Origin of the sequence: Winogradskya humida (assembly GCF_016862215.1) — a bacterium.
Classification (GTDB): domain Bacteria; phylum Actinomycetota; class Actinomycetes; order Mycobacteriales; family Micromonosporaceae; genus Actinoplanes; species Actinoplanes humidus.
Genome location: NZ_BOMN01000026.1, coordinates 1 through 21487, shown reverse-complemented (window position 1 = coordinate 21487; position 21487 = coordinate 1). Strand labels below are relative to the sequence as shown.

Genomic DNA, 21487 nt, shown 5'->3' with positions numbered 1-21487 from the left:
CCGCTGTGCGGTGCGCCGCGGCCCGCTGTGCGGTGCGCCGCGGCCCGCTGTGCGGTGCGCCGCGGCCCGCTGTGCGGTGCGCCGCGGCCTCGCTGGAGTCGGAGCGTGGGCGGACGACCCCGCTGTTCCGTGCGCTGGAGTCGGAGCGTGGGCGGACGGCTCCGCCGTGCCGTGCGCCCAGGGTCAGAGCGTCGCGGGTCGGCCCCGCTGTGCCGTGCGCCGGGGTCAGAGAGTGGCGGACGGCCCGCTGTGCCGTCATAGCGTGGGCGGCAGGCCCCAGGAGGGGTCGTCGGGGGAGAGCAGCGGTGCCGGCGGGGGCGGGGTCTCCTCGGGGATCAGGAACCAGATCAGCGGGTAGGCGATGAGGGCGACCCCCCAGGTGAGGACCGCGAGGATGGCGAAGCCGACGCGGATCAGAACCGGGTCGACGCCCAGGTAGCGGCCGATGCCGCTGCAGACGCCGGCGACGATGCGGTCGTCGAGCGGGCGGCGGAGTTGCTTGTACGGGGTGACGGTCGGTGTGGTCATGACTCAAGAGTGGGCGCTCCGCCGTGCCGGGACCTCGGTGAGTGCCCGGATGCCGACCCTGATTTCGGGTCTCGGGGTGCCCGATTCGCGAGCTTCGATGCGATCGGCCGATTCGGTGATCTTGGGGTGATGTGTATGGGTTGCTGTGTGTTACATGCTGACTGCGCTTGGTGCGGAGAATCGCCCTGAGCTGCGATTACTCTCGGCTATCGCCCTGTCAGGAATCCGACAGACGTTTACTGTAGTTAACATAAACCGGGCAAGATGCCGCCCGTGACCCCCGCACTGGAGCCGCTGCGCAAGATCGCGGCATACGCAGTCGCGACCGACCCCCACGGCCGCGTCCTACTGGTCCGCGCCTCGACCCGGTCGGGCACACCCGGCGTGTGGTCCCTGCCGGGTGGCGCCGTCGATCATGGCGAGGACCCGAACCACACGGTTGTCCGGGAGACGGCGGCCGAGACCGGCCTGTCCGTCGCTGTTTCCGGGCTCCGTGACGTTCTGGCCGACATGCGATCGCTGCCGCACCGTGGCGTCACGATCCACACCGATCGGCTGATCTACGAGGTGTCGATCCGTGGCGGCAACATCTTCGACCGCGTCGGGCAGCCGACCGACCTCGCGCGCTGGCACACCATGGAGGAGGCCGAGAAACTGCGGCTACGTCCCTTCACTGCGGCCGCGCTCGGGCTCAGCGCCGCGTCGGCCGACCTGCGGCCCGAGGAGGCACCCGACTTCCCGTCGTTCTACGCCTACCCGGGTCCGGACGGGCTGCACCGCTCGCAGCGCTTCGCGGCGTACGCCATCGCCACCGACCCGCACGAGCGACTGCTGCTCACCCGGATCGCCCCGGGCTACCCGGGCGCGGGGCGCTGGCATCTGCCCGGTGGCGGCACCGACTACGGCGAGCAGCCCGGCATCGCGCTCATGCGGGAGCTGATCGAGGAGACCGGGCAGGAGGGCCGGCTGATCGAGCTGCTCGGGGTGGCCAGCCATCGCGACGCGGCCTCGCTCGGGCCGGAGGGCTACCCGATCGACTGGCACGGCGTCCGGGCGTTCTACCGCGTGATCGTCGACGCGCCCACCGAGGTGATCGTCAAGGATGTCGGCGGCTCGACCTCCGAGGCGTGCTGGATGCCGCTCGCCGAGGTTGCCGCGCTGACCGACGATCTGCTCACCGAGGTGACGGCCGAGGCTCTCCGGGGCGCCAAGTTGATCTGAGATCACACGCTACTTTTGGAGCGTGAAGGTCAGGCGGATCGGGGCGTACGGGCTGTGCCGGGACGAGTCCGGGCGGGTGCTGCTCGCCCGCAACTCGGAGCTGTCCGCGTTCCCGGGGCTCTGGACCCTGCCCGGCGGCGGCGTCGAGCAGGGGGAGAACCCCGATGACACGGTCGTGCGGGAGTTCGAGGAGGAGACCGGTCTGCGCGTACGCATAACGGGTCTGCACTCGGCGACCGCTGACGTCTTCCGACTGCCTCATACCGACATGTGGGAACACACCGATCGAATTATCTATGACGTCGAGTACATGGGCGGGCAGCTACGGGACGAAGTGGCCGGAACGACCGATCGCGTCGCATGGGTGACTCCAAGTGACGTTGCCCTCATGCCGTTCACTGCGGGTGTTCTCGGGCTGCCGGTCACGCCCTCGGACGTGCCGGATGATCCCGACGAGGCGCCGGTGCGGTCGAATCAGCGCTTCGGGGCGTACGGAATGGTCACCGATCCTGACGGCCGGGTGCTGCTCACCCAGATCGCCCCGGGCTATCCCGGGGCCGGGCGCTGGCACCTGCCCGGCGGCGGCACCGATCACGGTGAGGTCCCGGAGGTCGCCCTGACCCGTGAGCTGCTCGAAGAGGCCGGCCAGCACGGACGGGTGACCACCCTGCTGGGTACGTCGCACCGCCACGATCCCGCGGCGGTGGGCCCCGAGGGGGTGCCGGTGGATTGGCACGTCGTCCGGGTGTTGTACCGGGTGCACGTCGACGAGCCGACAGTCGCCGTGGTGCTGGAGGAGGAGGGCGGTTCCACGAGCGCGGTGGGGTGGTTCGACCAGGTCACCGCGCGTGAGCTGGCATTGACGGAGGTCGCGGCGGATGTGCTGCGGCGCCTCGAGCGGGAAAGCGCTCATCAGTGATCCGCTTGCGGGGCCTCGGTTAGACTCATCACAGGGCCTGGCAGTGACCGCGCCTCCCGGTCCGGCACGGAGGATGAAAACTCCACAGCATCACGTTGCACACGACGGTCGATTCGTCTCTCGCCAAGAGCGCGCGGCTGTGCGATCGTGTAACCCGCCTTAATCACGGTCCGTAGACATACGGCCGCTGAGAACGGGCACTGGTTACCCGAGTTACCGGGTGACAGCAGCACCCCGCGACGGCCACAGCCGGCGGGTATCTAGACCCCAAGATGGAGGAGCACGTGCCGAGAACCCCTTGGCGCCGGCGTCGTACGACGGATAGTCCCCGTCCCGCCGGACGTCGTTGGGCAGGCCGGCTGCGCCGGGGCGGAAGTCTCGCCCGGCAGGCCCTGTTGGTGCGCGTGGGGCGCCGCCCGGGTGAGGCCACCGGACGCGCGGCCACCGCCACCCGGGCCGAAGTGATCTACACCGGCACGGATCTGGTTCCTCTCGCGCCGCTCGCCGGCCGGGGCCGCAAGCTCGCCACCTCCGGCAGCCACGGCCCGGTCGCGATGGCCCAGCCACTTACTGCGGAGCATGGGCCGCTGACCGTCGAGGACGACTCGGCCGCACTGCTTCCCGGTGAGCACACCATGCGCCGCCGGATCAGCTTCGCCCTGGTGAACGCGTGCACGCTGGCGAGCCTGGCGCTGGGCCTCACCGCCATCTTCCTGGCGATGCACGGCGATCCCCGCCTCGCCGCGGCCTTCCTGGTCGGCTGTGTCGGCTTCGACGGCCTCGACGGCGCCCTGGCCCGCAAGCTCGGTGTCTCGAGCCCGTTCGGCGCCCAGATGGACTCGCTGGCCGACATGTGCTCCTTCGGCCTGGCCGCTCCCGTGGTCGTCTACGCCTCGCTGGCCGACCGGGTGCCGACCGCGGCCGCGGCGGTCGCCTGCATGCTCGTCGCCGGGTGCGCCGCGATCCGCCTCGCGCGGTTCAACGTGTCGCCCAAGGACGGCAAGTTCTTCTCCGGCGTCCCCACGACGATGGCCGCGGCCGTCCTCGCGCTGACGGTGCTCATCGGGCTGCCGCTGCCGGGCATCGCGGTCCTCGGCGGGGTTGCCGTGCTGGCGTTCGCCATGGTGTCCAGCTTCCCCTACGCGAAGCTCGCGCGACTCGTGAAGCTGCCGATGTGGCTCTGGCTGCTCCCGATCGTGGGTTGCCTCGTCGACGCCCGCCTGACGTTCGTCCTGGTGGTCGCCGCGTACCTTTTCAGCGGCCCGGTGATGTGGCTGAAGGCCAAGCGCGTCTAGCAAGCCAAAAGAGAACGCCCGCCCGGATAACTCCGGGCGGGCGTTTTTTCACTTCCAGCGGGCGATGACCGAGCTCGCGCCGATCACCTTGTCGCCGACCGCGACAACGGCCTCGGCCTTGTCGGCGGGCAGGTAGACGTCGGTGCGCGAGCCGAAGCGGATCAGGCCGAAGCGCTCGCCGCGGGCCAGCAGCGTGCCGACCGGTGCGCGCTGCACGATGCGGCGGGCGATCAGGCCGGTGCGCTGCACGACCGCCACCGAGCCGTGATCGGTGTCCAGCAGCGTGTAGGCGGCGACGTTGTGCTCCGCGGCCGCCGTCATGGCGTTGGCGTAGCCGCCGTCGATGATGAAGTAGTCGGTCACGCGGCCGGCGACCGGCGTGCGGTTGACGTGCACGTCGAGGACCGACAGGAAAACGGCGATGCGCAGGAACTCGCCGTCACCGAGCCGCGGGTCGCTCAGCCGCTCGACCGACAGCACCTTGCCGTCGCTGGCGGCGACCACGGCGTCGGAGTCGGTGGGGACCTCGCGGTCCGGGTCGCGGAAGAACGCGGCGACCGGGGCCGCGGCCAGCGCGGGGATCAGCCAGAGCTTCGACTTGGGGCGGGCCGAGCGGGCCACCGCGGCGAGCCCGAGCGCGATCCCGGCAGCCGCCACACCGTTGGAGTCGATGTGCATCGTGCGGGTGACCGGCACGCTGGAGGGCCGGTAGGCCGGGGCGAGGGTCGCGGCCTTGGCGGTGTCGGCCTGGGTGAACCGCAGCTTGTGCACCCGCAGCGGGGGCTGGTTGCGGGCCACGAGGTCCGAGCCGACGCCGAAGAGCGCGCTCTGGCGGAAGAGCTCGGCCGCGGCCCCGCCGGTCTGCCCGGGGACGGCGGGGGTCGCCACGGAGACGACGGCGCCCTCCTTCTGGAACTTGCTGAGGCTGTCGAGCGTCGCGCGGGTCTCCTCGGCGGTGCCGGTGAGCGGCTCACCCAGGATGAGCACGTCCGCCGGCTCCGCCTCGGTCAGGGTCTCGACGATCCGGACCCGGTCGGCGATCCAGCTGCCGAGGCCGGTGATGTGATCGCGGAGCAGGTCGGCGGTGCTGCGCTCGCCGGCGACGAGGGTCAGCGTGTCGCCGGGCAGCAGCGCCTCGACGGCCGCCTCGACCACGGCGGAGGAGTGATCGGCGCCGATCACCAGTGCCGTCGTCGCCGCGTTGTGACGGGCGAACTCGGCGGTGAGGGTGCGAGCGGCACGAGGGCCGACGCCGGTCACGGGAGCGGTGGACACGGTGGGAAACGGCGTCATGGAAGGAGCATATTCGCTCACTCCCGCCGATCCTGCGGCGGCACTGGATAGGCGGTCTGCAGATCAGACCGCTCCGAAGGGTCCTCCAGGAGCTCCCGGACGATGTCGGCGTGGACCTCCGGCGGCAGGTCGCCCGGCGTCTCCAGGGGGATGTCGGCCGGTGCGGCGATGGCGGCGGCCGTCTCGGCGCGGCGCCCGGATCGGATCGCGCCCATCAGCCCCACGACGCCGAAGAAGATCAGAGCGCCGGCGACCAGCCAGCCCGGGGCGGGCAGGTTCACGGAGACGACCTGCCCCACCGCCCACCACAGGGCGATCAGGAGGAATGCCAGGCCGAAGGTCAGGGAGACCCCGTCGGTGCGATGCGGCCTCATCGTTTGACCTCCACGTTGCCCGCGTTCATCTGAATGGCGAGGCGCAGGGTGCCGCCGCCCTTGCCGTCGGTGCCGAGCTCGGTTATCTCCTGGGCGCCGAGCTCCTTGGCGTCGTGATCCTGACCGAACAGGTTGACCCGGCCGTCCTGGACGTCGGCGGTGACCGAGGTGTCCACGGTCGGCGGCAGCAGGACCTGGACCTGTCCCAGCCGCATCTCGATGGTCACCGTCTGGTCCTGACCGGCGAAGTCGAGCGAGCGCAGGTCGATGGTCGCGTTGCCGATCGTGAAGTCGTACCGGTCGGCCACCGCGGCGAGCGTCTGAGGGCGGTAGGTGTTGTTGGCGACCTGCCCGCCGTAGCTCTCGACCCCGGAGGAGATGCCCAGGCCGAGCGCCGCCAGCACCGCGAGGGCGATGAGCCCGCGGGCCCGGCCGAACCAGGCGCCGACGATGAGCCCCAGGGCGATCGTGACCAGAGCCGCGGCGAAGTAGGCGGAGATCGGCACGCTCATGCCGGCCACGTCCAGCGCCGCCATCACGCCCATCACGACCACGATCCCGAAGAACGTGATGCGGCCGAGCTTGGACCGCTCGCGAGGCGGCTTCGGGGGTTTCGGCGGCCGCGGCGGCAGGGGCGGCGCGTACGGCGGCTGGCTCGTGCTCTGAGCCCACGGGCCGTGCGGTGCGAACGGCGGCCGGGATTCACTCGTCGGCGGAGCGAATCGGGGCGGGCTCGGCGGGCTCGGCGGGTTCACCGGTTCGCCGGGCGGTGCAGTGGCGGTCGCCGGACCGCTCGCGGCCGCGAACGCGACCGTAGGCTCCTCAACCGGCGCCGCGGGCGGTGCCGGCTCCGCGGTGGCGTCAGGCCCGGGGACGGGGTCGGGAGCGAGGCCAGTTCCGGTAGTGGGCCCCGCAGCGGCCCCGGCAGTGGGCCCCGCAGTGGGAAACCCGGCAGGGGGAGCTGCCTTGTTGTTGCGCTTGAGGACCAGGGCGGCGCAGACCAGGACGGCGGCGGCCAGCAGGGCGGCCCGGAACCCGTCGTTGACCACGAACGCGAAGACGATCACCGTGCCCGCGCCGAGCAGCACCACCGAGATCGGCTGCATCCCGGAGCGGCCCCGGCCGAGCAGCGACTCGATCGGCGAGCCGGTGTCGCCCTCGGCGGGGATCAGCAGCCAGCCGAGCAGGTAGATCAGCACGCCGACGCCGCCGAACACGCCGAGGACGGCGAGCACGACGCGCCAGAGCACGGGGTCGGTGTTGGTGGCCCGGGCGATCGCCCCGCTCACGCCGGCGACATAACGACCCTGCCGGGGGCGGATCAGGTTCTCACGGGACCACACGGGGCCGTCCGTCACCGGCGGTGGCGGAGGCGGCGGAACAGCTTCTTCGGTCATGGGATCGATCCTGACGGTAGGCGTACCCCAAATGCCTCAGGCATGGACCCTGACCCCACCCTGAGATCCCGCACCCTGCGGCATGGGGGTCTTACCCCGTAGCCCGGGCTTGGCAGACGTGTGACGATCGAAGCAGACCCGCCGACCCGAGGAGTTCCGATCACCGCCGCCGCCATGTCCCCGCCGTCGCGCCGCCTGAACCGGCCGCGCGACCATCGCGTGATCGCCGGCGTCGCCTCCGGGATCGCGGCGCATCTTCGCGTGCCCGTCACCGGCGTACGGATCGCCCTGGTCGTCATGCTCGGTTTCAGCGGCCTCGGGCTGCTGCTCTATGCGGTCTTCTGGGCCGTGCTGCCGCAGCAGGCGCCGAGCGGGGCGACGCAGGCCCGCCGTGACCTGGTCCTGCTGCTGCCGTTCGGGGCGATCGGGCTCGGCGTCGTGCTGGCGCAGGGGCTGCTCTTCGGCGGCAACGGTGTGGCGGGCACGGCCGGCTGGCTGATCGCGCTGATCGCGGTCGGTGCCGGGGTGATCTGGCACCAGTCCGACCCGGCACGGCGCGGGCACTGGGCGGATCAGGCCTCGCAGACCCCGTGGCTGGCCGCCGTGGTTGCGGAAAGTGACCGCCGGTCGTTCCTGTTCCGGTTCATCGGCGGCGGCGTCCTGGTCGCGGTCGGCGTCATCGGCGTCATCGCCGTCTACTCGCCGGCCGGCAACTTGACCGCGATCTTCAACGGCGTGATCTTCGCGTTGCTGGGGTTGCTCGGGGTCGGTGTCGTGGTCGCGCCGCTGCTCTGGCGTACGTTCAGTCAGCTGCGCAGCGAGCGTGAGGGCCGCATCCGGGAGCAGGAAAGAGCCGAGGTCGCGGCCATGATCCACGATCAGGTGCTGCACACGCTCGCGCTGATCCAGCGCAACTCCACCGACATCAAAGAGGTTCAGCGCCTCGCCCGCGGCCAGGAGCGCTCGCTGCGCAACTGGCTCTACAAACCTTCCGCCTCGCCGACCGAGCGGTTCGCCGCCGCACTGGAACAGGCCTCGGCGGAGGTCGAGGACACGTACGCGATCTCGGTCGAGACCGTCGTGGTCGGCGACACGCAGTGTGACGAAAGGGTGGCGGCGCTGGTCGCTGCCGCGCGTGAGGCCCTGGTGAACGCCGCCCGGCACGCCGGGGTGCAGACCGTGTCGCTCTACGCCGAGGTCGAGGAGAGCGAGCTGAGCGTTTTCATTCGCGACCGCGGCGCTGGTTTCGACCCGGACAAGGTGGAAGATACGCGGCATGGTGTCCGCGGCTCGATCATCGGGCGGATGCGGCGGCACGGCGGCAAGGCCGTGATCCGCAGCGCGCCCGGTGACGGCACGGAGGTACGACTGACGCTGCCCGCCGCACGCGAGGGCGTCGCCGCAACAAAGGAGAACGCACGATGACCGAGCCCGTTCAGGACCGCCGCCTCACCGTCTTCCTCGTCGACGACCACGCCATGTTCCGGGCGGGGGTCCGCGCCGAGCTGGGGGTCCACGTGGACGTGGTGGGGGAGGCCGGGTCGGTCGCCGAGGCGGTGGCCCGGATCGCCGAGACCACCCCCGACGTCGTGCTGCTCGACGTGCACATGCCGGACGGCGGGGGCCGGGCCGTGCTCGAGGCCATGCGGCGTACCCATCCGCAGGTGAAGTTTCTGGCGCTCTCGGTCTCCGACGCCGCCGAGGACGTGATCGGCCTGATCCGGGCCGGTGCGCGGGGCTACGTCACCAAGACCATCTCCCCGGACGAGCTGGCCGCGGCGATCCGCCGGGTGGCCGACGGGGACGCGGTGTTCAGCCCGCGGCTGGCCGGCTTCGTGCTCGACGCGTTCGCCTCGCGGCCCGATGTGCCGGTCGCCGATCCCGAGCTCGATCAGCTCACCAACCGGGAGCGGGAGGTGCTGCGGTTGCTGGCCCGCGGGTACGCGTACAAGGAGATCGCCAAGGAGCTCTTCATCTCGATCAAGACGGTCGAGACACACGTGTCGAACGTCCTCCGGAAACTCCAAATGAGTAACCGTTACGAGCTGTCGCGTTGGGCGGCCGATCGACGTCTCGTCTGAAAGCCATTAACCGTACGGCAAGGCCTTTTTCGCCGCGCCGTCACCCAAACTGGACACCATGTTGATCTTATGTTGTGAGCTTGTTACGGCTTTCGCAAAACCGCTGGTCAGCGGGGTGCGACTGACCGAAAGTATGATCTCCGGTAAGCGGCTGACCCGTATCGGGCTAATATCGGGTTGATAACGGCAGCGTCGGGGGCTAGGGGCTCTGTGTAAGGGTTGCTCCTACTCACACAACCCCTCGTGAGCGCCCTCTGAAGGAGACACTCCCATGTTTGGGAATCGCCCATGGAAGATGGCGGTCGGCGCGACCGCCATCGCCCTGTTGGCCTCTGGTTGTTCTGGAGGCGGGTCGGATGACACCGACGCCAGCTCCAACTCCGTCATCATCGGTATCAGCGAGCCTCAGCACCTGATCCCGAGCAACACGACGGAGACCAGTGGCGCACAGGTTCTCGCCGCGCTGTTCTACCCGCTCGTCGACTTCGACGACCAGAACAAGCCGGAGCTCGTTGCCGCCGAGTCGATCAGCTCGGACGACAACAAGGTCTGGACCGTCAAGCTGAAGCCGGGCTTCACCTTCAGCAACGGCGAAGCCGTGACGTCGGACAGCTACATCCAGGCCTGGAACTACGGCGCGTACGGCCCCAACGGCCAGGGCGCTTCCTACTTCTTCGAGCGCATCGAGGGCTACGCCGACCTGCAGTCGGTCGACCCCGACGGCGAGGACGGCCCGCAGAAGGCTCCCGAGCCCAAGGCGAAGTCGCTCACCGGTCTCAAGAAGGTTGACGACACCACCTTCACCGTCTCCCTCACCGCGCCGTTCACCGGCTGGGAATCGGTCATGGGCTACAGCGCGTTCTACCCGCTGCCCAACGCCGCCTTCTCCGCCCCCGGCGTGATCGCGGACGGCTTCGAGGACGCGATCGTCGGCAACGGCCCCTTCAAGATGAAGGGCACGTGGCAGCACGACTCGCAGATCGAGGTCGAGAAGGTCGACGGCTTCAAGGGCACCGTCCCGAAGATCGACGGCATCAACTTCAAGATCTACCAGGACCAGAAGGCGGAGTACGCCGACCTGACCGCCGGTAACCTCGACGTGCAGAGCTCGATCCCGATCGAGAGCCTCGCCGCCGCCCCCGGTGACCTGGGTGACCGCTTCCAGAAGAGCCCGAGCTCGTCCTTCCAGTTCGTCGGCTTCCCGACGTTCCAGAAGGAGTTCCAGGACGTCAACGTCCGCCGGGCGCTCTCCATGGCGATCAACCGCCAGGAGATGACCGACCAGATCTTCCTCGGTTCGCAGTCGCCGGCCACCGGCTTCGTGTCCCCGGCCGTTGCCGGTTACCGCGACAACGTCTGTGGCGAGAACTGCACCTACAACGCCGCCGAGGCGAAGGCGCTGTGGGCCGCTGCCCCCACCGCCCCGAAGAAGATCCAGATCACGTACAACGCTGACGGTGGCCACAAGGCCTGGGTCGACGCGATGTGCAACCAGATCAAGCAGTCCCTCGCGATCGAGTGCACCGGCGTCGGCGAGCCCAAGTTCGCCGACCTGCTCACCAAGGTCGAGAAGAAGAGCCCGGTCGGCCTCATCCGCCTCGGCTGGGTCATGGACTACCCGCTGATGGAGAACTACCTCGGCCCGCTGTACGGCACCGGTGGTTCCTCGAACTACTACGGCTACAGCAACAAGAAGTTCGACGACCTCGTCGCCGAGGGTTCCAAGGCTGCGACCCCGGAGGAAGCCATCACCAAGTGGCAGGCCGCCGAGGACATCCTCGCCACGGACATGCCGGTCATCCCGCTGCGGTTCGGCCAGAACGTCTACGGCTTCTCGGAGAAGGTCTCCAACGTGAAGGTCGACACTCAGACCCGCGTTGACCTCTACAACATCGAAGTCAAGTAGTAATTTAAACCGCTCGTGCGGTGGTGGCGCCACGGATCTTGTGACACCGTGGCGCCACCGCTGTGTATTCCCCCTACTTCAGCCGCCGCGCCCACGACGCCCGGCGGCGCATCTTCCGCGGAAGAGGCTAAACCGTATGTTCCGCTATATCGTGCGGCGCTTACTGCAGATGGTCCTGACGTTCTTCGGGGCCACCTTCTTCGTATACGCGCTGATGTTCGCCAACCAGGACGACCCCATCCAGGCGTTGGCGGGCGAACGACCCATCACTGAAAGCGTCCGGCAGGCACTCACCGAGCGTTATCACCTCGACGACCCGTTCCTTCTGCAGTACTGGTACTACATGAAGGGCATGCTCACCGGTGACTTCGGTACGTCGCTGACCGGTCGCAAGATCTCCGACATGATGGAGGTCGCCTGGCCGGTGACGATCAAGCTCGGGCTGATCGCCATCGTCATCGCCGCCGCCGTCGCCGTCACCTCAGGCGTCATCGCCGGCATCCGCCGCGGCAGCATCTTCGACAACGTCACGCTGGTCATCACCCTGATCATCCTGTCGCTGCCGATCGTCGTGCTCGCCCCGCTGGCGCAGCTGATCTTCGGCATCAAGCTCGGGTGGTTCCCGCCCACCGCCGGCGCCACTCCGACGTTCTGGGCCCTCCTGCTTCCGGCACTGGTGCTGGGCAGCCTCGTGATCGCGACCGAGCTGCGCGTCACCCGGTCGTCGGTCGCCGAGAACCTCCGCTCGGACTACGTTCGCACAGCTCGTGCGAAAGGTCTGTCCCGCAAGCGGGTGATCGGCGTGCACGTGCTCCGCAACTCGCTCATCCCCGTGGTCACCCTCATCGGCGTCGACATCGGTGGCCTGATGTCGGGTGCGATCGTGACGGAACGAATCTTCAATGTCCCCGGCGTAGGGTTCAACCTGTTCCGCGGTATCCGTACCGAGGACGGCCCGCTGGTGGTCGGTTTCGTCAGCATCCTGGTCATCGTCTTCCTGGTCGTGAACCTTCTGGTCGACCTGCTGTACGCCGCCCTCGACCCGAGGATTCGTTATGAGTGAATCAATCACGGCTGCGGCCGGTCCCTCCGGCGCCCCGATGATGGAGCCGAAGCACGCGGACAAGCGCGACAAGCCGCGCAGCCTCGCCGGCGACGCCTGGGTCGACCTGCGCCGCAACAAGATCTTCTGGTTCGCCGCGACCCTCGTGGTCCTCATCCTGGCGATGGCGGTCTTCCCGAAGCTGTTCACCTCGGCGGACCCGCGCGACTGCATCCTGGCCCGCCAGCACGGCGGCGCGAGCGGATCGGCCCTGTTCGGCTACGACTTCCAGGGCTGCGACGTCTACGCCCGCACGATCTACGGCGCCCGCGCGTCGATCGAGGTCGGCGTGCTCGCGACGCTGCTGTCCGGCATCATCGGGCTGCTCTTCGGCCTCGCCACCGGCTACTTCGGCGGCTGGATCGACGCGGTGCTGTCCCGCTTCATCGACATCATTCTCGGCATCCCGTTCCTGCTCGCCGCGATCGTGCTCGCCAAGCGTTTCTCGTCGGACTCGAACAGCAACGGTGTGGTCGCGGTGACGATCACGCTCGGCATTCTCGGCTGGACCACGGCGGCCCGCATCATGCGGTCCTCGGTGATCTCGGCCAAGAACCAGGACTACGTCGCGGCAGCCCGGATGCTCGGTGCCGGCCCCGGCCGGTTGATGCTGCGCCACATCCTGCCCAACTCGATCGCCTCGTTCATCGTGGTGCTGACGATCCTGCTGGGCGCCAACATCGCCAGTGAGGCGACGCTGTCCTTCCTGGGTATCGGCCTCAAGGGTGATGCCATCTCGTGGGGCATCGCGATCTCCGACGCCGGGTCGTACGTCCGTGTGGCTCCGGCCCCGCTGATCTGGCCCTCGGTGTTCCTCGCCGCGACGGTGCTGGCCTTCATCATGCTCGGCGACGCGGTACGCGACGCCTTCGACCCGAAGCTGCGGTGACCCCGTTATGACCGATATCAAGGCGAAGATCGACGTCCTCCCCGGACTCGACCCCCGCGCCCCGCTCCTCGAGGTCAACGACCTGCACGTCGAGTTCCGCACCCAGTACGGCATCTCTCGTGCCGTCAACGGCGCCAACTTCACGCTGTCGCCCGGCGAGACCCTGGCGATCCTCGGCGAGTCCGGCTGTGGCAAGTCCGTGACCGCGCAGGCGATCATGGGCATTCTCGATTCCCCTCCCGGGTTCATCACCAAGGGCGAGGTGAAGTACCGCGGCGTCGACCTGCTGAAACTGCCGGAGAAAGAGCGCCGCAAGGTGCGCGCCAACCAGATCGCCATGATCTTCCAGGACGCGCTCTCCGCTCTCAACCCAGTTTTCACGGTCGGCTACCAGCTCGCCGAGCTCTTCCGGGTGCACCGCGGCATGTCCCGCGGCGACGCCAAGAAGCGCTCGATCGAACTGCTCGACCAGGTCAAGATCCCGGCCGCCCGGGCCCGGATCGGCGACTACCCGCACCAGTTCTCCGGCGGTATGCGCCAGCGCGTGATGATCGCGATGGCGCTGGCGCTGGACCCCGAGGTGCTGATCGCCGACGAGCCCACCACGGCGCTCGACGTGACCGTGCAGGCGCAGATCATGGGCCTGCTCGCCGAGTTGCAGCAGCAGCGCAACATGGGCCTCATCCTCATCACCCACGACATGGGAGTCGTCGCCGACGTCGCGGACCGCATCTCGGTCATGTACGCCGGCAAAGTGGTCGAGGAGGCGGGCGTCTACGACATCTACGCGCGCCCGGCCCACCCGTACGCGAAGGCCCTGCTCGAGTCGATCCCGCGGCTCGACATGAAGGGCCAGCAGCTCAACGTCATCAAGGGCCTGCCGCCGGCGCTGACGGCCATCCCGCAGGGCTGCGCGTTCAACCCGCGCTGCGCCTACGCCCAGGACGTGTGCCGCCAGGACCCGGCGCCGCCGTCGTACATCGTCGCACCGGGCCGTACATCCCGGTGCCACTTCTGGAGGGACGTGGTCGGGGAATGAGCGACCGCAACGATGTAGTGCTCGAGACCAAGGGTCTCGTGAAGCACTTCCCGATCTCGCAGGGCATCCTGTTCAAGACAAAGGTCGGCGCCGTCCGCGCCGTCGACGGCGTCGACATCCAGCTGCGCCGGGGCGAGACCCTGGGCGTCGTGGGCGAGTCCGGCTGTGGCAAGTCGACCCTGGCCAAGCTGCTCGTCGGGCTCGAGACCCCCACCGCGGGCTCGATCACCGTCCGCGGCCAGGACATGACCAGGCTCAAGGGCGGCGCGATGCGCCGGGCCCGGCGCAACATCCAGATGGTGCTGCAGGACCCGTACACCTCGCTCAACCCGCGCATGACGGTCGGCGACATCATCGGCGAGCCCTTCGAGATCCACCCCGAGGTCACCCCCCGCAAGGGCCGCACCAAGGCGGTCCAGGACCTCCTCGACACGGTCGGCCTCAACCCCGAACACGTCAACCGCTACCCGCACCAGTTCTCCGGCGGCCAGCGCCAGCGCATCGGCATCGCCCGCGCGCTCGCCCTCAAGCCCGAGATCATCGTCTGCGACGAGCCGGTCTCCGCGCTCGACGTGTCGATCCAGGCCCAGGTCATCAACCTCCTGGAGGCGCTCCAGCGCGAGTTCGGCCTCTCGTACATCTTCATCGCCCACGACCTCTCGGTGGTGCGCCACATCGCCGACCGCGTCGCGGTCATGTACCTCGGCCGCGTCGTCGAGACCGGCGGCGACGAGCAGATCTACGAGAACCCGACCCACCCGTACACCCAGGCCCTCCTCTCAGCCGTCCCGGTCCCGGACCCGCGCCTGCGCGGCCACCGAGACCAGATCGTCCTGGAGGGCGACGTCCCATCCCCGGCCAACCCACCCTCGGGCTGCCGCTTCCGCACCCGCTGCTGGAAAGCCCAGGACATCTGCGCCCAGCAGGACCCGGTCCTCTCCATCCGCGAACGCTCCGACCACCCCAGCGCCTGCCACTTCGCCGAACCGCGAGACGTCGTGCACGCGCTGTAGTTCAGCGCCAAAGGGAGGGCCTGCCGATCGTGGTGGGCCCTCCTTTTTTGGGCGGCCACGATCAAATTCATGCCGCGCTTTTGGCGCAGGCACGACCAAGTTCATGCTTACTCGGGTCCGTCGTGGTCCGGACCGCTCCTCCCGGGCTTTTTGGGGCGGGCACGATCAAATTCATGCCTGCTCGGGTCCGTCGTGGTCCGGACCGCTCCTCCCGCGAGAGACCGGGGCCACGCGACCAGGCGCCTGGCGGCGCCAAAACGGCCCCGCACCCCCTGCCATGTGCGTAAATGGCCGACCTCACCCCAAAAATCAACCCATCGCCTGGCGACCACCCCCGCGCCGACCCACACCCTGAGCTGTGCCGCACTCGGGTTGTACCGCACTCGGGCCTGTGCACACCTGCACCGGATCCGTAACCCGTGCTGGCCTGCCTCGCGCTGGCCTGAGCCGTGCTGGACCGCCTCGTACCGACCCGCAGCTGAGCTCTGGTCCACTGCTGGGCCGACCCGCAGCCGGGCCACTGCTCTCCCGCTTGCGCCGGGCCCCGCAGCGCTGGGCCGAACCCGCGCCGACCCCCACCCGTGCGGTTCCGCGCAGCCGTGCCGTTTCGCGCAGCCGTGCCGTTTCGCGCAGCCGTGCCGTTCCGCCTCGCGCCCGCACCGCAGCTGGGTTGGGCCACATATTTCGGGCTGGGGCGCTCGTGGCGGTCTGCGCCGTGCTGGGGTGTGCCGGCAGTTGTTGCGGGGTGGGTCAGAGGGGGCCGCGGCCGGCGCGGAGGAGGAGGAGGGCGACCTGGGTGCCGTCGGGGCCGAGGGCTTCGCGGAAGCGGTCGACGATGACTCGTTCGCGGGAGAGGACGAGGCGGGTGCCGCCTGAGGCCATGCGGGTGCGGCCGACGTCCTGGGAGAGGCGGGAGCGTTCCAGCCAGAGGTCGATGATGGTCTGGTCGATCTCGTCGATGCGTTCGCGGATCGCCTGGATCTCCTCGGCGGCCAGCATGCCGCCGGCGCCGGTGCGCTCGTCGAGGCCGCTGCTGTCCAGCGTGCCGTCCGCGTCCGGGTCGCCCTTGATCAGGTCTGCGCTCATGTCGTGCTCCTCGGGTGCTGGGTTCCCGGGTGCCCCGGCCCGGGCAGCATGAAGCCCCGGGCTGGGAAGCCCGGGGCTTGATGGAGGCCTGTCGTTCAGGCGCGATCCACGGTCGCCGGACATCCGGTGCCGTAGTCATAAAATCGCGCGCGCTGAATCACGAAGCGAGTATGCCCCCGGCCCGGGCAGCCTCGCAAGGAAACCGCCCGAACCGTGGGATGCCGGCCTCAGCCGAGCCCGATGCCGGCCTCAGCCGAGCTTGGTGATCCGGTTGGCGGGGCCGGGGGTGACCGGGGTGCCCGCGCCGAGGTAGGCGACGAGGGCGTCGATGTCGAAGCCCGGGGCTGTGGTGCGGCCGGTGCCCAGGGCCAGGTTGGTGAAGCCGTCGCCGCCGTTGGCCAGGAAGTCGTTCGTGGTGACCTGGTAGGTGGCTGCCGGGTCGATCGGGGTGCCGTTGAGCGCGATCGCTGACACCTTCGAGCCGGCTGCGGCCGTACTGTTCCAGGAGTAGGTCAGACCACCGGAGACCTGGAGGATGCGCTGGGTGGTCTGGCCGCCGAAGCCGACGAACTGCTGTTCCAGGACATCCTTGATCTGCGCGCCGGTGAACGACTGGGTGACCACCAGGTTGTTGAACGGCTGGACCGTGAACGCCTCGCCATAGGTGACCTGGCCGGTGGGCTCGCCGCCCGCGGAGAACTCGGCGTCGAAGTCGGCGCGGATGCCGCCCGGGTTCATGAACGCGATCTGCGCTCCGCCCGCCGAGGTGTAGGCGAGTTGCGCGTCGGCGATCACGTCACCGAGCGGGGATTCCCCGTTGGCGGCCGTGGTGCGCACGATGTCGCCCGTGATCGAGCCGACGACCTTGTTGGCGATCGGCGCGACGGCCGTACGGTATTTGTCGGCGACCTTTTTGGCCTTGGCGTCGACCGTGGCGGGGTTTTTCAGGAAGACGCCGGAGGCGTCCTTGAGCCAGCCGCCGTTGCCGTCGGGGACGCCGTTCTCCACCACCACGTTCTTCGCCGTGATCTGGGCGAACTTACCGGTGCGCCGGTCGATGCTGTAGTCGATGTCGGTGATCAGCTGGCCGACGGTGCCGGCGCTGGTGACCACCGAGGTGCCCTTCGAGTTGGGCAGCGTGCACGAGTAGAACCGGTGCGTGTGCCCGGAGACCACGACGCCGAACTCGGGGTTGAGGCCCTTGACGATGTCGATGATCGGGCCGCTGAAGTTGTTGCAGTCGGAGACGCCGGGCACGGGCACGGTGTCGGAGACGTTCTGCTGGCCGCCCTGGTGCACGAGCAGCACCTGCGCCTTCACGCCGAACAGCTTCAGGATGTTGCTCCACTTGTTGGCCGTCTCGACCTCGTTGGCGAAGCGCACGTCCTTGATACCGGCCGGGTTGACGATGCCGGCGGTGCCTTCCAGGGTCAGACCGACAAATCCGACGGGTACGCCGTTCACGAACCTGATGTCGATCGGCGGCAGGATCGGCAGGCCGGTCTTCTTGTTGATCGTGTTCGCGGCGAGGTAGGTGAACTTCGCGCCGCCGAACCCGTCGCCGTCCTGGCATCCGTCGGTCGGGTGACATCCGCCGCGCTGCAGGCGGATCAGCTCGGCGACGCCCTCGTCGAACTCGTGGTTGCCGACCGAGGAGATCTGCAGGCCGACCTCGTTCATCAGCTCGATCGTCGGCTCATCGTGGAATGCGGCGCTGACCAGGGGCGTGGCGCCGATCAGGTCACCGGCGCCGACGGTGAGGGTCTGCCGGCCCTCGCCCTTGGCCTCGGCGCGCAGCTTCTTGAGGTAGGTCGCCAGATATTCGACGCCGCCCGCGGGCACGCCGTTGACGGCGGCCGACGAGCCGGACGGCGGGTCGATGGCGCCGTGGAAGTCGTTGTAGCTGAGGAACTGTCCCTTGACGGTCTGCCCGGACGGCAGGCCGTAGTTCACGCTCACGGGCGCCAGGCCCGGGGTGAACTCGGGGGCTGCCTGCGCCTGCCCGGCACGGGTCATCGGCAGGGTGGCGACGACGGCCACGGCGAGGGCGGGTGCGGCGAGATGGCGCAGCACGGCCCAGCCTCTGCGGCGGGGGTGGTCCATAGTATTGGGTCTCCCGATCGGGTTACGGATCAACCAACGTCGACAGCCTCGTTCATCGATCCTGGTCAGCGCTACCTCTACGGGGTGACAGGTTGGTTACCAGGACCCCATCAGTGACGTATTCAAATGTTTTCACCCGGGTCCGCGTCCGCGCTGGGTTTGTCGTACCCCGGGCATAGACTTGCCCGCGCGATGCGAGCCCTTCCTGAAAATACCCAGCCCCTGTTCGCCATCCCTGCCGTTCAGCAGCAGGAGTCCCGGCGTCCAGCCGCCCGCCGTCCCGACCCCGAGGCCCTGCTTAACGGTCTGAACGGCCCTCAGCGCGACGCCGTGACCCATGCCGGCTCGCCGCTGCTCATCGTGGCGGGAGCGGGCTCGGGCAAGACCCGGGTGCTCACCCACCGCATCGCCTATCTCCTGGCCCAGCGGGACGTGCACCCGGGGGAGATCATCGCGATCACCTTCACCAACAAGGCCGCCGGTGAGATGAAGGAGCGCGTCGCCGAGCTCGTCGGCCCCCGCGCCCGGTTGATGTGGGTCTCGACGTTCCACTCCGCGTGCGTCCGGATCCTGCGCGCCGAGCACACGCACGCCGGGCTCAAGAGCACGTTCTCCATCTACGACGCCGACGACTCCCGGCGCCTCATGACGATGGTGGCCCGCGAGCTGGACCTCGACCCCAAGCGCTACACGGCCCGGGGCCTCGCCGCGCAGGTGTCGAATCTGAAGAACGAGCTCGTCGACCCGGCCGACTTCAAGGAGAAGGCGAAGGGCCCCAACGAGCGGGCGATCGCGGAGGCGTACGAGCTCTATCAGCGCCGCCTGCTGGAGGCGCACGCGCTGGACTTCGACGACATCATCATGTCGACCGTGCACCTGTTCCAGTCGCACCCGCACGTCGCCGAGGCCTACCGGCGTCGCTTCCGGCACGTGCTGGTCGACGAATACCAGGACACCAACCACGCGCAGTACACCCTGATCCGCGAGCTGGTCGGCACCGCGTCCACGGGTGACGTACCCCCCGCTGAGCTCTGTGTCGTGGGTGACGCCGACCAGTCGATCTACGCGTTCCGGGGTGCGACGATCCGCAACATCCTCGAGTTCGAGCGCGACTACACCGACGCGCGCACGATCCTGCTCGAGCAGAACTACCGCTCCACCCAGACGATCCTGTCGGCGGCCAACGCCGTCATCGACCGCAACACCTCCCGCAAGCCCAAGCGCCTCTGGAGCGACCAGGGCGAGGGCGAGCAGATCGTCGGCTACGTGGCCGACACCGAGCACGCCGAGGCCGACTGGGTCGCCCGCGAGATCGACCGCCTCGCCGACAACCACGAGGTGCGCCCCGGCGACGTCGCGGTCTTCTACCGCACCAACGCCCAGTCCCGGGTCTTCGAGGAAGTGTTCATCCGCGTCGGCCTGCCCTACAAGGTCGTCGGCGGCGTCCGCTTCTACGAGCGCAAAGAGGTGCGCGACGCCCTGGGATACCTGCGCTCGGTGGTCAACGACGACGACACGGTGAGCATCCGCCGCGTCCTCAACACCCCCAAGCGCGGCATCGGTGACCGTGCCGAGGCCTGCATCGAGGCGCTGTCCACCCGCGACCGCATCTCGTTCGGCCAGGCATTGCGTCGCCCCAAGGACGCCCCCGGCATCTCGACCCGCGCGGTCAACAGCATCACTGACTTCATTCAACTTCTCGATGATTTGCGTACGCTCGCCGCGACCGCACCGCCCGAAGAGGTGCTCGAAGCGGTGCTCCAGCGCTCCGGCCTGCTGTCCGAGCTGGAGGAGAGCCTCGACCCGCAGGACCAGGGCCGCGTGGAGAACCTCCAGGAGCTCGTGAGCGTCGCCCGCGAATACACCGAGCGCGTCGAGTCCCAGGCCGACGAGAACGACGAGGCCCCGGCGGCGACGCTGGCCGGCTTCCTCGAACAGGTCGCCCTGGTCGCGGACGCCGATCAGATCCCGTCGGACGACCCCGACCACCAGGGTGTGGTCACCCTCATGACGCTGCACACGGCGAAGGGCCTCGAATTCCCGGTGGTCTTCCTCACCGGTCTGGAGGACGGTGTCTTTCCCCACATGCGCGCGCTCGGCGACAACGGCGAGCTCGAAGAGGAGCGCCGGCTCGCCTACGTCGGCATCACCCGGGCCCGGCAGCGCCTCTACCTGTCCCGCGCGGTCACCCGTTCGGCGTGGGGGCAGCCGCAGTACAACCCGCCGTCCCGCTTCACCGATGAGCTTCCGGCAGAACTGATCCGCTGGGAGCGTACGGCCGGGAACTACACGTCCTGGTCCGGCACGGGCGGCGGCGTCGGCGGCCGTGGCGGTGGCGACTACAGCCGGGGCGGCGGCTTCGCAGGCGGCACCCCGAAGGCCCAGCGTCTCGCGGAGCGCCTCGGCGTCGACGCGAGCAAGCTGACCACAGCCAGCGAGATGATGAACCAGCCCCCGAAGGTGTCAGCCGGCGACCGCGTCAACCACCAGCGCTACGGCCTCGGCCGGGTGGTGACGGTCGAGGGCCAGGGCCCCGGCGCCCGGGCCCAGATCGACTTCGGCGACCAGGTGATGTGGCTGATCCTGCGACACGCACCGATCGAGAAGATCTGATTCCTCGGGTACGTCAGCCGGCAAACGCCACGCAGCCGTTGATGTCGACGCCGTGCTCGTGCATCCACTGGGTGGGCTCGATCGGGTTCTTGTAGGTTCCCTTGTGGACCTCGAAATGCAGGTGCGGCCCGGTCGAGTGCCCGGTCGACCCCTCGTTCCCGATCTGGTCCCCGACCTTGACCGGCTGCCCCGCGACCACGGTGATGACCGACATGTGCCCGTAATGCGTGAGATACCCGTTACCGTGATCGATCAGTACGGCGTTCCCGTACCCATCGGCCGGGCCGGCTGAGACGACCACACCCGCACCCGCGGCCCGGATCGGCGTGCCACTGGGCGCGGCCAGGTCGACCCCGGCGTGCAGCCGCCCCCAACGCTCGCCGAAGCACGACGTCACGGAACCCTCCGGCATCGGGTTGATCCACAACGGCAGCGGCTTGACCTTGCGCTTCTGCACGACGAACGGCTCCCCGAGGTCCAGCCCCCCAATCGGCGAAACCCCGGCCACACCACTCTTGGGCCCGGCATCGACGCTGTTCCCCGCGGCACTCGCCCCGCCGACCGAGCTGAGGGCTGCTGGGTTGAGGGCTGCTGGGTTGAGGGCTGCTGGATTGAGGGCTGCTGGATT

Annotated in this window: 19 protein-coding genes; 11 read left to right on the top strand and 8 right to left on the bottom strand. The window is 69.1% G+C overall.

What is annotated here, in order from left to right; genetic code table 11:
- A partial coding sequence (locus tag Ahu01nite_RS10740; protein ID WP_203836323.1) for a hypothetical protein occupies positions 1-259 on the bottom strand: 259 nt, incomplete at its 3' end.
- Entirely contained in the window at positions 256-528 is a 273-nt protein-coding gene (locus Ahu01nite_RS10735; RefSeq protein WP_203836322.1) for a PspC domain-containing protein, read from the bottom strand. The genes Ahu01nite_RS10740 and Ahu01nite_RS10735, both read right to left, overlap by 4 nt.
- A 273-nt stretch (positions 529-801) precedes the next feature.
- Between Ahu01nite_RS10735 and Ahu01nite_RS10730 the strand changes: the two genes are divergently transcribed.
- From Ahu01nite_RS10730 to Ahu01nite_RS10720, 3 genes are all read left to right on the top strand, one after another.
- Positions 802-1749 carry an NUDIX hydrolase gene (locus Ahu01nite_RS10730; RefSeq protein ID WP_203836321.1) on the top strand — a complete coding sequence of 316 codons (948 nt, stop codon included), beginning with the start codon at positions 802-804 and terminating at the stop codon, positions 1747-1749.
- A gap of 22 nt (positions 1750-1771) precedes the next feature.
- Positions 1772-2668: an NUDIX domain-containing protein gene (locus tag Ahu01nite_RS10725; RefSeq protein ID WP_203836320.1), complete on the top strand. Its 897-nt coding sequence runs from the start codon at positions 1772-1774 to the stop codon at positions 2666-2668.
- A 359-nt stretch (positions 2669-3027) separates the two neighbouring features.
- Positions 3028-3963, top strand: a complete 936-nt coding sequence (locus Ahu01nite_RS10720) for a CDP-alcohol phosphatidyltransferase family protein (RefSeq protein WP_203836327.1) — start codon at positions 3028-3030, stop codon at positions 3961-3963.
- A 48-nt stretch (positions 3964-4011) separates the two neighbouring features.
- On the opposite strand, the gene Ahu01nite_RS10715 is transcribed toward Ahu01nite_RS10720, so the two are convergent.
- From Ahu01nite_RS10715 to Ahu01nite_RS10705, 3 genes are read right to left on the bottom strand one after another with little or no spacing between them, the layout of a single operon-like run.
- The gene (locus Ahu01nite_RS10715; RefSeq protein WP_203836319.1) at positions 4012-5256 is read right to left on the bottom strand and encodes a phosphatidylserine decarboxylase; all 1245 of its coding nucleotides are present in this window, start codon (positions 5254-5256) and stop codon (positions 4012-4014) included.
- Positions 5257-5273: 17 nt separating this feature from the next.
- Positions 5274-5630 (bottom strand): hypothetical protein, encoded by a 357-nt coding sequence (locus tag Ahu01nite_RS10710; RefSeq protein ID WP_203836318.1) that lies wholly within the window; start codon positions 5628-5630, stop codon positions 5274-5276.
- Entirely contained in the window at positions 5627-7027 is a 1401-nt protein-coding gene (locus Ahu01nite_RS10705) for a PspC domain-containing protein (protein WP_203836317.1), read from the bottom strand. Before Ahu01nite_RS10705 ends, Ahu01nite_RS10710 begins: the two co-directional genes overlap by 4 nt.
- 174 nt (positions 7028-7201) lie before the next feature.
- Here Ahu01nite_RS10705 and Ahu01nite_RS10700 point away from each other — a divergent pair, with 174 nt between their 5' ends.
- From Ahu01nite_RS10700 to Ahu01nite_RS10670, 7 genes are all read left to right on the top strand, one after another.
- Positions 7202-8452 (top strand): ATP-binding protein, encoded by a 1251-nt coding sequence (locus Ahu01nite_RS10700; protein ID WP_203836326.1) that lies wholly within the window; start codon positions 7202-7204, stop codon positions 8450-8452.
- The gene (locus Ahu01nite_RS10695) at positions 8449-9108 is read left to right on the top strand and encodes a response regulator (protein WP_203836316.1); all 660 of its coding nucleotides are present in this window, start codon (positions 8449-8451) and stop codon (positions 9106-9108) included. The genes Ahu01nite_RS10700 and Ahu01nite_RS10695 overlap by 4 nt, the downstream gene beginning before the upstream one ends.
- Positions 9109-9379: 271 nt before the next feature.
- Positions 9380-11014, top strand: a complete 1635-nt coding sequence (locus Ahu01nite_RS10690; protein ID WP_239158767.1) for a peptide ABC transporter substrate-binding protein — start codon at positions 9380-9382, stop codon at positions 11012-11014.
- A gap of 136 nt (positions 11015-11150) precedes the next feature.
- The gene (locus Ahu01nite_RS10685) at positions 11151-12077 is read left to right on the top strand and encodes an ABC transporter permease (protein WP_203836315.1); all 927 of its coding nucleotides are present in this window, start codon (positions 11151-11153) and stop codon (positions 12075-12077) included.
- A complete protein-coding gene (locus tag Ahu01nite_RS10680) occupies positions 12070-13005 on the top strand; it encodes an ABC transporter permease (protein WP_203836314.1) in 936 nt (311 codons plus the stop codon). Before Ahu01nite_RS10685 ends, Ahu01nite_RS10680 begins: the two co-directional genes overlap by 8 nt.
- Positions 13006-13012: 7 nt before the next feature.
- The gene (locus Ahu01nite_RS10675) at positions 13013-14044 is read left to right on the top strand and encodes an ABC transporter ATP-binding protein (RefSeq protein WP_203836313.1); all 1032 of its coding nucleotides are present in this window, start codon (positions 13013-13015) and stop codon (positions 14042-14044) included.
- Complete coding sequence (locus Ahu01nite_RS10670; RefSeq protein ID WP_203836312.1) at positions 14041-15057, top strand: ABC transporter ATP-binding protein; 1017 nt, start codon at positions 14041-14043, stop codon at positions 15055-15057. The genes Ahu01nite_RS10675 and Ahu01nite_RS10670 overlap by 4 nt, the downstream gene beginning before the upstream one ends.
- 750 nt (positions 15058-15807) lie before the next feature.
- Here Ahu01nite_RS10670 and Ahu01nite_RS10665 read toward each other — a convergent pair.
- Positions 15808-16143 carry a chorismate mutase gene (locus Ahu01nite_RS10665; protein WP_203836311.1) on the bottom strand — a complete coding sequence of 112 codons (336 nt, stop codon included), beginning with the start codon at positions 16141-16143 and terminating at the stop codon, positions 15808-15810.
- A 249-nt stretch (positions 16144-16392) separates the two neighbouring features.
- Entirely contained in the window at positions 16393-18246 is a 1854-nt protein-coding gene (locus Ahu01nite_RS10660; protein WP_203836310.1) for a bifunctional metallophosphatase/5'-nucleotidase, read from the bottom strand.
- A gap of 192 nt (positions 18247-18438) precedes the next feature.
- Between Ahu01nite_RS10660 and pcrA the strand changes: the two genes are divergently transcribed.
- Positions 18439-20859, top strand: coding sequence for a DNA helicase PcrA (pcrA, locus tag Ahu01nite_RS10655; RefSeq protein ID WP_239158766.1), 2421 nt, complete (start codon positions 18439-18441; stop codon positions 20857-20859).
- Between the two features lie 13 nt (positions 20860-20872).
- Here the strand turns inward: pcrA and Ahu01nite_RS10650 are convergent.
- Positions 20873-21487 (bottom strand): M23 family metallopeptidase (locus Ahu01nite_RS10650; protein WP_239158765.1); only part of this gene is annotated, 615 nt, incomplete at its 5' end.